Origin of the sequence: Variovorax multivorans (assembly GCF_051216835.1) — a bacterium.
Taxonomy (GTDB): domain Bacteria; phylum Pseudomonadota; class Gammaproteobacteria; order Burkholderiales; family Burkholderiaceae_C; genus Variovorax.
In genome coordinates, this window is sequence record NZ_JBPJZL010000004.1 from 240705 (window position 1) to 253445 (window position 12741).

Consider the following 12741-nt stretch of genomic DNA (forward strand, 5'->3'; position numbering starts at 1 on the left):
CGAGGGCCGCGCCGGTCACCCGAGGCCGGCCTTGCGTTGCATTTGCCGCGTGCCTGCAGCGCCTACTCCTTTCATCCTTCTGAACAAGCGTCCCTGAGGCGCCTTTTCCCGGATAACGCGAACCATGAATACGGCGGATGCCAAGCGCATTCTCGAAACCGCCTTGATCTGTTCGAGCCAGCCGTTGCCGGTGCGCGATATGCGCGTGCTGTTCGACGACGAACTGGGTGTGGACACCATCAAGGTGCTGTTGCTTGAACTGCAGGAAGACTGGGCGCAACGCGGCCTGGAGCTTGTGAGCGTCGGCAGCGGCTGGCGCTTCCAGAGCCGGCCGGAAATGCGCGACCACCTCGACCGCCTGCACCCCGAGAAGCCGCCGCGCTACACGCGGGCCGCACTCGAGACGCTGGCCATCATCGCCTACCGGCAGCCGGCCACGCGCGGCGACATGGAAGACATCCGCGGCGTGACGATCAATTCGTTGATCCTCAAGCAGCTGGAAGATCGCGGCTGGGTCGAAGTCATCGGCCACCGCGAAACGGTCGGCCGACCGGCGCTGTATGCAACCACGCGCCAGTTCCTCGACGACCTGGGCCTGGCTTCGCTCGATCAGCTGCCATTGATCGAAACGCCCGCGCAGCAGGCCGCGCTGGTCGATGCGCTCGAACGGGCGTCGGGTGAGCAGCAGGGGCTGCCTATCGATGCCGCGCCGGAGGCTGAAGCACTGGCCGAGGGCGATGCGGATGCGTCGGCGATGGCGGAGCTGGAGCCAGCCGCCGCCGAAGCCGAAGCGACCGAAGCGGAGCAGGAAGTCGCTGCCTCGCGGCAAGATGAAGAAGAGCCGGCAGAAGAGCCCGCCGAGCCCGCCGTCATCGACATGGCGCCAGAAGTCGCCGAAGAGGCGGTCGAAGCCGCCGAAGCGCAGTTTGCCGAGAACGCGGCAGACACCGAATCCCCCGCCGAGCCCGCCCAGGCGCCGTCGCCAGAACCCGAAGCCCCGTCCCAGGACGAGGTCGACCCTCACGCTCCCTCTCCCGGAAAAACCTCATGAGCACAACCGACACCGAAGACGCGGCGATGCTGCCGGCCGAGCCCGAAGTCAAAAAGAAGAAGAGGGCGGCCGCGCCCAAGAAGGCTGCAGGTGATGCTATTGAATCGGTAGCGTCCGAGGTCGCGGCGCAGGAAGCCGCCGCACCGGCGGAGGCTGAAGCACCCAAGAAGCCGCGCGCGCCCCGCAAGAAGAAGCCGGTGGAGCAAGCTGTGGCGGATGAAGTAGCGGCGTCGCCTGCCGCGGAGGCGTCCGAGATGGCCGTGCCGGCAGCTGTTGGTGCAGAGGAAGCATCAGTTGTCTCCGCTGCAGTTGAAGAAGAGGCTCGCAATCCAGCGCCAGTCGAGGCCGCCCGCCAAGCGCCCCAGCCCGAACAAGCCGATCGCATCCACGACCGTGACGACGAAGAACGGGACGAGGACGAAGACGAAGAGGAGCCCGACGAGGAGGAAGACGACCTCGACCGCGCCCGCCGTGCCGCCGAGCGCGAGCAGCGCAATGCCTTGCCGCCCGAGCCGATCCGCTTCGCGGACGTCATCTCCGGCCAGTTCGATGCCGACGAAGAAAGCCCGGAGGTCCCGCCGCTCAAGCGCGTGCTGCTGCCCGAGGCCGATTCGCCCAAGCTTCACAAGGTGCTGGCGCAGGCTGGCCTCGGCTCGCGGCTAGAAATGGAGCAGCTGATTCTCCAGGGCCGTATTTCTGTCAACAACGAGCCGGCCCACATCGGCCAGCGCATCCAGTTCGGCGACCAGGTCAAGATCAACGGCAAGCCGATCCGCTACCGCATCGCGCCCCCGCCGCCCCGCGTGATCGCGTATCACAAGCCTGTGGGCGAGGTGGTGACGCATGACGATCCGCAGAACCGCCCGACCGTGTTCCGCAAGCTGCCGCGCCTGCAACAGGGCAAGTGGCAGTCGGTCGGCCGTCTCGACCTGAATACCGAAGGCCTGCTGCTGTTCAGCAGCTCCGGCGACCTGGCCAATCAGCTCATGCACCCGCGCTTCGGCCTGGAGCGCGAGTACGCGGTGCGCGTGCTGGGTGCACTCACCAGCGAAGAAAAGCAGAAGCTGCTCGACGGCGTACGCCTCGACGACGGCATGGCGCAGTTCGGCACCATCGAAGACGGCGGTGGCGAGGGCTCGAATTGCTGGTACCGCGTGACCATTTCCGAAGGCCGCAACCGCGAAGTGCGCCGCCTGTTCGAGTCGGTGGGCCATGCGGTCAGCCGGCTGATCCGCATCCGCTACGGTGCCATGGTGCTGCCGCGCGGCCTGAAGCGCGGTGCCTGGATGGAGCTCGACGAGCGCGACATCCGTGCGCTGTTCCAGGCCTCCGGCGGCGCAGCTGCCCGGCCCGGTCCACAACAGCAGCAGCGCGGCCCGGGGCAGGAGGGCGGTGGTGGCAATGGCCGCAACGGGCGCAACAAGAAGCGCCGGGGCAACCGCAATGGCGGCGGTGGCGGCCAGCCGCCGCGCGACATGCGCGATGCACGCGAAGATGGCGGGCGTGAAGCGCCGATTCCGAACCCGCTGGGCGACGGCCGTCCGCCGCGCGGCGACCGGGGTGCCCGCCCCAATCGTGGCGGTGGCAACGGCGGTCCGCCCCAGGGGCAGGGACGCCGCGGCAACAGCGGCAATAGTGGCAACCGCCAGGGCGGCGGCAATCGCCAGCAGGGCGACGACCGTCAGCCGAGCGGCGCCAACCAGCCCGATCCGATGAAGACCTCGTTGGGATATATCGGCGCAGACAGCTTCTCGCGCCAGCGCAAGGAGCAGCGCGGAGGTCCGCGTCGCGGTGGTGGAGGCGGGGGCGGTAGTGGCGGCTTCGGCGGTCAGGGCGGCCAAGGTGGCGGACGCCGCCGCGGGCGCTGAAAGCCAGCCGTCGGAGCGCGGCCTTTCGCGGGGTTTTCACCAATCCGCAAGGCTGCGCCGGTTAAAATCAGAGGCTTTGTCGACATGTGACGCAACAAATTCGTTGCAGTTGTGACAAAACACTTCAAAATCAAAGCTCCAGGAAGCATTTCAATGGCTATCGAACGTACCCTTTCCATCATCAAGCCCGACGCAGTTGCCAAGAACGTCATCGGCAAGATCGTTTCCCGTTTTGAAGCTGCTGGCCTCAAGATCGTCGCCGCCAAGCTGGTGCATCTGTCGCGCAACGAAGCCGAACAGTTCTACGCCGTGCACAAGGAACGTCCCTTCTTCAAGGACCTCGTCGAGTTCATGATCTCGGGCCCCGTGTTCGTGCAAGTGCTCGAAGGCGAAAACGCCATCGCCAAGAACCGCGACCTGATGGGCGCCACCGACCCCAAGAAGGCAGCCGCCGGCACCATCCGCGCCGACTTCGCCGACAGCATCGACGCCAACGCCGTGCACGGTTCGGACGCTGCTGAAACCGCAGCGAACGAAGTCGCTTTCTTCTTCGCCGGCCTCAACGTCTACGCACGCTGAAGCCGTATCTCGACCGATTCCATGACCACGGCCAATCTGCTCGACTTCGATCTCGAGGGGTTGGCTGCGTTCTGCGAAAAACTCGGCGAGAAAAAATTCCGCGCCACGCAGCTGTTCCGCTGGATTCACCAGCGTGGCGCCAGCGACTTCACCCAGATGACCGATCTGGCGAAGTCGTTGCGCGAGAAGCTCGCGACTACCGCGCGCGTGGAGGCCCTGCCGGTCATCACGCAGCACGAATCCAAGGACGGCACGATCAAGTGGCTGTTCGACGTCGGTGACGGCAATGCCGTCGAAGCCGTATTCATTCCCGAGGACGACCGTGGCACCTTGTGCGTGTCGTCCCAGGCCGGCTGTGCGGTCGGTTGCCGCTTTTGCTCGACCGGGCATCAGGGCTTCAGCCGCAACCTGAGCACGGGCGAAATCGTCGCCCAGCTCTGGTTTGCCGAACACTTCCTGCGCAAGCACCTCAAGCGCGACGAACGCGTCATCTCCAACGTGGTGATGATGGGCATGGGCGAGCCGCTGCAGAACTACTCGGCGCTGGTGCCCGCGCTGCGCACCATGCTCGACGACAACGCCTACGGGCTGTCGCGCCGTCGCGTGACGGTGTCGACTTCCGGCGTGGTGCCGATGATCGATCGCCTGGGCGCCGATTGCCCGGTGGCCATGGCCGTTTCGCTGCATGCGCCCAACGACGCGCTGCGCGACGACCTCGTGCCCCTCAACCGCAAGTACCCGATTGCTGAACTCATCGAGGCCTGCAAGCGCTACCTGGCGCATGCGCCGCGCGATTTCATCACCTTCGAATATTGCATGCTGGATGGCGTGAACGACCAGCCCGAGCATGCGCGGCAGCTCGTCGAACTGGTGCGCACGCACGGCATCTCGTGCAAGTTCAACCTGATTCCTTTCAACCCGTTTCCGGCCTCGGGCCTGCTGCGCTCGCCGCAGCCGCGTGTGTTGGCATTCGCCAGGACGCTGAGCGAAGCCGGTCTTGTGACCACCGTGCGCAAGACGCGCGGCGACGACATCGATGCCGCCTGCGGTCAGCTCGCCGGCGACGTCAAGGACCGCACCCGCGCGGCCGAGCGCATGGCCCAGCGCCGTGCAACCGAGCGCCCCGTTGTTTTGCATCCGGTCCGCAAGGCCGCCCCCCAGGAGCATTGAACCGATGAGCATGGTCATTTCGACGACAACCGCGAACGTGCAGCGGATGCTGACTACAGGTTTCGCGGGTGTCGCCGTGGCGTTGCTGCTTGCGGGCTGCGTGAACACGCGCACCACCACCACCAGTCTGGCCGATACCAGCTCAGGCAAGGGCACCGAGGTGGTCACCGAGTCCGACGAGTCCAGCCGGCAACGCCGCGCGCGCCTGCGCATGGAACTGGCTGCCGGCTATTTCGAGCATGGCCAGACCACTGTTGCGCTTGACGAGCTCAAGCAGGCGCTGGTCGCCGACCCCAACAACGCCGACGCCTACAACCTGCGCGGCCTGGTCTACATGCGGCTGGACGACGCCGGCATGGCCGAAGACAGCTTCCGCCGCGCCATCGCCATCAATCCGCGCGACCCCAACGCACGCCACAACTACGGCTGGCTGCTGTGCCAGCAGAACCGCTATGGCGACGCGGCCGCGCAGTTCACCGAGGCACTGGCAGTGCCGAGCTATGCCGACCGCGCCAAGACGCTCATGACGCAGGGCGTGTGCGAACTCAAGGCAGGGCAGCGCGTGCAAGCCGAGCGCAGCCTCATGCAGGCCTACGAGATCGACGCCGGCAATCCGGTGGTTGGCTTCAACCTTGCTTCGGTGTTGGCGCAGCGCGAGGAATGGTCGCGCGCGCAGTTCTACATTCGCCGCGTCAACAACAGTGCCTCGGCCAGCGCCGAGACGCTCTGGCTCGGCATCAAGATCGAACGAAAGCTGAACAACCGCGAGGCAGTCGCGCAGTTGGGAGGCCAACTGCAACGACGCTTCCCCCAGTCGCGGGAGGCAACAGCGTACGAGCGCGGGAATTTCAATGACTGATCGGGTTTCGGAGTTCGGCACTTCCGCAGCGCTGCCGCTGGAAGAAGGCGACATCACGCACAAGACCGCCGGCGACCTGCTGCGCGAAGCGCGCGAGGCCCATGGCCTGCACATCGAGATGGTGGCGGCCGCCCTCAAGGTGCCGCCGCAGAAGCTCATGGCGCTTGAAGCGGACGACATTGCCTCGTTGCCGGACCCGGTCTTCGCTCGCGCCCTGGCGAGCAGTGTCTGCCGTGCTTTGCGCATCGACCCGGCGCCCGTGCTTGCGAAGCTGCCCAGCACGCAAAGGGTGTCGCTGGCCGAGGCCGACCGAACCCTTCGGACGAACATCACCTCGGGCACGCCGCGCTGGAACAGCAGCGGACGCTCCAGCGGGCTGCCTTCGCGCGGATTGCTGATCGTGGTGCTGGTGCTGCTGGTTGGCGCGGCTGCGTTGTTCTGGTTGCCGCAATCGGTGTTCGACCAGATCAGTGCTTCCGTGTCGCGCCTGACGGCGCGCAGCGAGACTGATACCGAATCGGCGCCCGCGAACGGACCGGCTTCGGCCAGCGCAACTGGCGCCGTGGCCGAAACGGTGCCCTCGCAGGCTGTGGCACCGAGCGCTCCGGTGGGCCAAGCGCCCGCCGCAGTCGCTGCCAATGCGCCATCTGCCCCCGCAGCGGTTGCGGTTGCCCCCGCCGCGCCCGTGGCGACTGCCGCAAGCGCAAGTAGCCAGCAACTCGTTTTCGTGGCACGTGAAGAGTGCTGGATCACCGTGACCGAAGCCGGCGGCAAGCAGTTGCTGCGTCGCAGCCTGCAGGCCGGCGAAACGGTCGGCCTGTCGGGCGCGCTGCCACTGTCGGTGGTGGTGGGCCGTGCGTCGGCGGTCGATGTGCAGGTAAGCGGCAAGCCTTACGATCTGACGCCTGTCACGCGCGGCGGTGGCGTGGCGCGCTTCGAGGTGAAATCGTGACCGACTGCTATCCCGATCCCATTCCATCGGCGGCGCCCAAGGCGCGCCGCTCGCGCCAGTCCAGCGTAACCTGGGGCTCGCGTGTGGTCACGGTGGGCGGCGACGCCCCCGTGCGCGTGCAGTCCATGACCAACACCGACACCGTGGACGCCATCGGCACCGCGATCCAGGTGAAGGAGCTGGCCATCGCCGGCTCGGAAATGGTCCGCATCACCGTCAACACGCCCGAAGCTGCGGCGCAGGTGCCCTACATCCGCGAGCAGCTCGACCGCATGGGCATCGACGTGCCGCTGATCGGCGACTTCCACTACAACGGCCACCGTCTGCTCACCGACTATCCGGCCTGCGCCGAGGCGCTGAGCAAGTACCGCATCAACCCCGGCAACGTGGGCAAGGGCGACAAGCGCGACCGCCAGTTCGGCCAGATGATCGACGCGGCCATGCGCTGGAACAAGCCCGTGCGCATCGGCGTCAACTGGGGCAGCCTCGACCAGGAACTGCTCGCCAGCCTGATGGACACCAACAGCCAGCGCGCCGAGCCGTGGGACGCCAAGCAGGTGATGTACGAGGCGCTGATCACCTCGGCCATCGAGTCCGCAAAGCTCGCTGAATCGATGGGCATGGCCGGCAACCAGGTCATCCTGTCGTGCAAGGTGAGCGGCGTGCAGGACCTGATCTCGGTCTATCGCGAGTTGGCCCGCCGCTGCGACTATGCGCTGCACCTGGGCCTCACCGAGGCCGGCATGGGCACCAAGGGCACGGTGGCCTCGGCCACGGCGCTGTCGATCCTGCTGCAGGAGGGCATCGGCGACACCATTCGCGTGTCGCTCACGCCGCAGCCGGGCGAGTCGCGCACGCAGGAGGTGGTGATCGCCTCCGAAATCCTGCAGGCTCTGGGCCTGCGCGTGTTCGTGCCCAGCGTTACGGCCTGCCCAGGCTGCGGCCGCACCACCAGCACTACCTTCCAGGAACTGGCCAAGCAGATCGACGACTATCTGCGCATGCAGATGCCGGTCTGGCGCAAGAAATATCCGGGCGTCGAGACGATGAAGGTGGCCGTCATGGGCTGCATCGTCAACGGCCCTGGCGAGAGCAAGCATGCCGACATCGGCATCAGCCTGCCCGGCACCGGCGAGGCACCTGCCGCGCCGGTCTTCATCGACGGCGAAAAGGCACTCACGCTGCGCGGCGACAATATCGCCAACGAGTTTCACCAACTCGTCGAAACCTACATCGAAAAGCGCTTCGGCGGCGAACACGCTGTCGCGGCCTGACACCTCCGCAGACTCATGGCTGAAAAATTGAATGCCGTCAAAGGCATGAACGACATATTGCCGCCCGAATCGGCGCGCTGGGAATGGCTCGAGGCCACCGTGCGCGACCTGATGGGGCGCTATGCGTACCGCAATGTCCGCACACCGATTCTCGAGCGCACGGCGCTGTTTGTGCGTGGCATCGGTGAAGTCACGGACATTGTCGAGAAGGAGATGTACTCCTTCGAGGATCGCGCGGACAAGCATGGCAAGTTCGAGCACCTGACCATGCGCCCCGAGAACACTGCCGGCCTGGTGCGCGCGGTGATCGAGCACAACATGCTGTACGAAGGCCCCAAGCGCCTCTGGTACACCGGACCGATGTTTCGCCGCGAGAACGTGCAGCGCGGACGCTTCCGCCAGTTCCATCAGATCGGTGCCGAGGCCTTGGGCTTTGCCGGGCCTGACGTCGATGCCGAGCTGATCCTGCTGGCGAGTGCACTCTGGAAAGCCATCGGACTGACCGACGTTCGCCTCGAGCTCAACAGCCTCGGGCAGCCGGCCGAACGCGCATTGCACCGCGCTCAGCTCATCGCGCACTTCGAGAAGCACGCCGACAAGCTCGACGAAGACGGCAAGCGCCGCCTGCACAGCAATCCGCTGCGGATCCTCGATACGAAGAACCCTGCGATGAAGGAAGTGGTCGAGTCGGCGCCGAAGCTGATCGACTTCCTTGGTGCGGAGTCGCTGGCCCACTTCGAGGGGCTGCAAGCCATCCTGAAGGCCAACGATATCGGCTTCACGATCAATCCTCGCCTCGTGCGCGGTCTTGACTACTACAACCTGACCGTCTTCGAGTTCGTGACCGATCGCCTTGGCTCGCAGGGCACGGTGTGCGCAGGCGGGCGCTATGACGATCTGATCGCGCAAATCGGTGGCAAGCCCGCGCCAGCCGTTGGCTGGGCGCTCGGCATCGAGCGCGTGCTCGATCTGCTGAAAGAGCAGGGCGCTGAAATTGGCGCGCCCGCGCCCGACGCTTACGCCGTCGTGCCGGATGCCGCGTCGATGCCCGTTGCGCTGCGCACCCTCCAGCAGTTGCGCGAGTCGGGCATCAGCGTGCAGATGCATGCGACGACGGCTGAGGGCCTCGCCAGCTTCAAGGCGCAGCTGAGAAAAGCCGATGCCAGCGGCGCCACCTACGCCCTGATCTTCGGTGCCGATGAACTTGCACGCGGCGAAGTGACTCTCAAGGCGCTGCGCGACGGAAGCGGCGCGCAAACCTCCCGGCCACTTGCTGAAGTGGCCGCCTGGGCCGCCACCCTACAATCGCCGGCTCCCAACAACTGACAGCGCATGGCAACCCATCTCGACCTCGAAGAACAGGAACAGCTCGACCAGCTCAAGCATTTCTGGAATACCTACGGCACCCTGATCACTTCGGTCGTGCTGCTCGTCGCTGGCGCCTTCGTGGCCTGGAACGGCTGGCAATGGTATGGCCGCAACAAGGCGGCGCAGGCCTCGTCGCTCTACGACGAGGTCGAGAAGACGGCGCAGGCGGGCGACCCGGCACGCATCGCTCTCGTGCTCGACGACATGAAGAAGCGCTTCGCCGGCACCGCCTATGCGCAACAGGCCGGCCTGCTGGTCGCCAAGACGCTGTACGAGAAGGGCAATGCCGCGGGCTCGCGCGCCGAGCTCGAATGGGTCGCGCAGAACGCCATCGACCCCGGCTACAAGGCCATCGCCCGACTGCGGCTTGCGGCCGAATTGCTCGACAGCAAGTCTTACGACGATGCCCTCAAGCAGCTCGACGGCAGCGTGCCCAAGGAATTCGAACCTCTGGTAGCCGACCGCAAGGGCGACATCTATCTGGCTCAAGGCAAGCGCACTGAAGCGCAGACCGAATACCGCAAGGCGTGGACCGGCCTTGGCGCCACCTCGGACTACCGCCGTCTGGTTGAAATCAAGCTCAACGCGGTCGGTGTCGATCCGAAGAGCCTGGCGCCTGTCGTCACCGTCACACCCGCAGCCCCCAAAACTCCCTGACCGCATCATGAATTTCAAGCGTTTCATGCCTGAATCGACCGCCCTGCGCGCGGGATCAGCTCTTGTTTTGGTAGCGTTTCTCGCCGCCTGTTCGGGCACCAGCAAGCCGAAGCCGGCTGAACTGCCCGCGAACCCGGCCCTGATGAGCGTGCGCCAGGCCTGGACTGTGCGCATCCCCGAAGTCCAGTTCCCGCTCACCACCGATGTCAGCGGCGACACGGTTACCGTGGCCGGCAGCGACGGCACGGTGGTCGCCATCGATGCCCGCGCCGGCCGCGAAAGCTGGCGCGCCAGCGCCGGTGCCCCGCTGGCAGCCGGTGTCGGCAGCGACGGGTCGATGGCCGCGGTCGTCACCACCAGCAACGAACTGGTCGCCATCGAGAACGGCAAGGTGCTGTGGAAGCAGAAGCTCTCGGCCCAGGCGTTCACCGCGCCGCTGGTGGCAGGCCGCCGCGTGTTCGTGCAGACCGCCGACCGCAGCATCAGTGCCTGGGACGGCCAGAGCGGCCGTCGCCTCTGGATCCAGCAGCGCGCAGGTGAAAACCTGGTGCTGCGCAAGTCGGGCGTGCTCATCGCCGTGGGCGACACGCTGGTGGCCGGCATCGGCGGCCGGTTGGTCGGCATCAACCCCGCCAACGGCACCTCGCGCTGGGAATCGCCCATTGCGGCTCCGCGCGGCACCAACGACGTGGAACGCCTGGTCGACCTGACCGGCAGCGTGAGCCGCTTCGGCGACACGGTCTGCGCCCGCGCCTACTACGCCAGCGTCGGCTGCGTCGAAACCGTGCGCGGCTCGCTGGTCTGGAGCAAGCCGGCCTCGGGCGCGGACGGTGTGAGCGGCGACAGCGGTTTTGTCTACGGCACCGAGTCCGACGGCAGCGTCGTGGCCTGGCGCCGTGCCGACGGTGAACGCGCCTGGCAGATGAGCCGCTTCAAGAATCGCAACCTCACCGCACCGCTGGCCGTGGGCCGCTCGCTGATCGTCGGCGAAGACACCGGCACGCTGCATTTCGTCTCGCGCGAAGACGGTGCGCTGCTCAATCGCATCACGCCCGATGGCTCGGCCATCACCATTACGCCGGTACTGGCCGGCAACACGGTCGTGGTGGTGACTGCCAAGGGTGGCGTTTTTGGCTATCGCCCTGAATAACTTTTCTTTCTTTTTCCAAGGCCCGACCATGAATACCGAGCCATCGAAAGGCCGGCCATGAAGCCGGTCGTGGCCCTGGTCGGGCGGCCCAACGTCGGCAAATCGACCCTCTTCAACCGCCTGACCCAGACGCGCGACGCCATCGTCGCCGACTTCGCCGGACTCACGCGCGACCGCCATTACGGCAACGGCCGCCTGGGCAAGCACGAGTTCATCGTGATTGACACCGGCGGCTTCGAGCCCGACGCGGGCAGCGGCATCTACAAGGAAATGGCCAAGCAGACGCGGCAGGCCGTGGCCGAGGCCGACGTGGTGATCTTCGTGGTCGACGCCCGCGAGGGACTCTCGGCGCAAGACCACGACATCGCCAACGAGCTGCGCCGCCTTGGCAAACCCTGCGTCTTGGCGGCCAACAAGGCCGAGGGCATGCACGACGGCACCAAGCTGGTCGACTTCTACGAGCTGGGCTTCGGCGATGTGCATGGTGTGTCGGCAGCGCACGGGCAGGGTATGCGCGACCTGGTCGAGCTTGCTCTCGAGCCGCTGAACCTGCCTGATCCAGACGACGAGACGGACGAGGACGAGGTCAATAAGCCGATCAAGCTGGCCGTGGCCGGCCGGCCCAATGTGGGCAAGTCCACGCTGATCAACACCTGGCTGGGTGAAGAGCGCCTGGTGGCCTTCGACATGCCGGGCACCACGCGCGACGCAATCTCCGTGCCCTTCGAGCGAAACGGCCAGCGCTTCGAGCTGATCGACACGGCCGGCCTGCGCCGCAAGGGCAGGGTGTTCGAGGCGATCGAGAAGTTCTCGGTGGTCAAGACGCTGCAGGCCATCGAGTCGGCCAATGTCGTGCTGCTGCTGCTCGATGCCACGCAAGGCGTGACCGACCAGGACGCGCACATTGCGGGCTACATCCTCGAGAGCGGTCGCGCGGTAGTGATCGCCATCAACAAGTGGGACGCGGTCGACAGCTACCAGCGCGAGCAGATCCAGCGGCAGATCGAGACCCGGTTGCCGTTCCTGAAGTTTGCGGCGCTGCATTTCATCTCGGCCATCAAGCGCCAGGGTCTGGGCCCGGTGTGGCAGGCGATCGCGCAGGCCCACAAGTCGGCCACGCGCAAGATGTCGACCCCGGTGCTGACACGCCTGCTGCTGGAGGCGGTGCAGTTCCAGGCGCCCAAGCGGGGCGGCATGTACCGCCCCAAGCTGCGCTATGCGCATCAGGGGGGCATGAACCCGCCGGTGATCGTGATCCATGGCAATTCGCTGGAGCATGTTACTGATGCCTACAAGCGCTTCCTCGAGGGGCGCTTCCGCAAGGAATTCGACCTTGTGGGTACCCCCTTGCGCATCGAGTTCAAGAGCTCGCACAATCCATTTGCCGACAAGGACGATTGAGGGAGCTTGGCCGCCGATGGCGGCCAATGAGCTGCAGCAGGAGTGGAAGTTCCGCCTTTTGAGAACCGTTATTTTCTCAAGGCTTTTGACCCCGATTGCTGCAGCGCAGAAACCCTGTGTTAAGGTCATCTCTCCAACAACTACTCTTGAACACGGAGAATATCGTGAGCAATAAAGGGCAACTTCTGCAAGACCCGTTTCTGAACACCCTGCGTCGTGAGCACGTGCCGGTTTCCATTTATTTGGTGAACGGCATCAAGCTGCAGGGCCAGATCGAGTCTTTTGACCAGTACGTCGTGTTGCTTCGCAATACGGTGACGCAAATGGTCTACAAGCACGCCATTTCCACCATCGTGCCGGGTCGTGCCGTCAACTTCTCGGCTGCCGAGAACGACGACGCCGCAGCCTGATC

12 protein-coding genes are annotated in these 12741 nt (G+C 65.7%); all 12 read left to right on the plus strand.

Annotated features, from left to right (window positions below; all coding sequences use genetic code 11):
* The first annotated feature begins 124 nt into the window (after positions 1-124).
* On the plus strand, positions 125-1051 hold the full coding sequence (scpB, locus tag ACSFCA_RS11330) for an SMC-Scp complex subunit ScpB (protein WP_258349854.1): 927 nt from the start codon (positions 125-127) through the stop codon (positions 1049-1051).
* A complete protein-coding gene (locus ACSFCA_RS11335) occupies positions 1048-2919 on the plus strand; it encodes a pseudouridine synthase (protein WP_435459578.1) in 1872 nt (623 codons plus the stop codon). Before scpB ends, ACSFCA_RS11335 begins: the two co-directional genes overlap by 4 nt.
* 153 nt (positions 2920-3072) lie before the next feature.
* Positions 3073-3498 (plus strand): nucleoside-diphosphate kinase, encoded by a 426-nt coding sequence (gene ndk / locus ACSFCA_RS11340; RefSeq protein WP_093052220.1) that lies wholly within the window; start codon positions 3073-3075, stop codon positions 3496-3498.
* A gap of 21 nt (positions 3499-3519) precedes the next feature.
* Complete coding sequence (rlmN, locus tag ACSFCA_RS11345) at positions 3520-4668, plus strand: dual-specificity RNA methyltransferase RlmN (protein WP_093052217.1); 1149 nt, start codon at positions 3520-3522, stop codon at positions 4666-4668.
* Positions 4669-4672: 4 nt separating this feature from the next.
* Positions 4673-5527 (plus strand): type IV pilus biogenesis/stability protein PilW, encoded by an 855-nt coding sequence (gene pilW / locus ACSFCA_RS11350; protein ID WP_258349852.1) that lies wholly within the window; start codon positions 4673-4675, stop codon positions 5525-5527.
* Positions 5520-6479, plus strand: coding sequence for a helix-turn-helix domain-containing protein (locus ACSFCA_RS11355; protein WP_426392633.1), 960 nt, complete (start codon positions 5520-5522; stop codon positions 6477-6479). The genes pilW and ACSFCA_RS11355 overlap by 8 nt, the downstream gene beginning before the upstream one ends.
* The gene (gene ispG, locus ACSFCA_RS11360) at positions 6476-7753 is read left to right on the plus strand and encodes a flavodoxin-dependent (E)-4-hydroxy-3-methylbut-2-enyl-diphosphate synthase (protein ID WP_093052209.1); all 1278 of its coding nucleotides are present in this window, start codon (positions 6476-6478) and stop codon (positions 7751-7753) included. Before ACSFCA_RS11355 ends, ispG begins: the two co-directional genes overlap by 4 nt.
* 15 nt (positions 7754-7768) lie before the next feature.
* Positions 7769-9079 (plus strand): histidine--tRNA ligase, encoded by a 1311-nt coding sequence (gene hisS, locus ACSFCA_RS11365; protein WP_435459579.1) that lies wholly within the window; start codon positions 7769-7771, stop codon positions 9077-9079.
* Positions 9080-9085: 6 nt separating this feature from the next.
* Positions 9086-9778, plus strand: coding sequence for a YfgM family protein (locus ACSFCA_RS11370; RefSeq protein ID WP_435459580.1), 693 nt, complete (start codon positions 9086-9088; stop codon positions 9776-9778).
* Between the two features lie 7 nt (positions 9779-9785).
* Entirely contained in the window at positions 9786-10928 is a 1143-nt protein-coding gene (bamB, locus tag ACSFCA_RS11375) for an outer membrane protein assembly factor BamB (protein WP_435459581.1), read from the plus strand.
* A 57-nt stretch (positions 10929-10985) separates the two neighbouring features.
* Positions 10986-12329 (plus strand): ribosome biogenesis GTPase Der, encoded by a 1344-nt coding sequence (gene der / locus ACSFCA_RS11380; protein ID WP_056598124.1) that lies wholly within the window; start codon positions 10986-10988, stop codon positions 12327-12329.
* A 164-nt stretch (positions 12330-12493) separates the two neighbouring features.
* On the plus strand, positions 12494-12739 hold the full coding sequence (hfq, locus tag ACSFCA_RS11385; protein WP_012747311.1) for an RNA chaperone Hfq: 246 nt from the start codon (positions 12494-12496) through the stop codon (positions 12737-12739).
* Positions 12740-12741 lie beyond the last annotated feature (2 nt).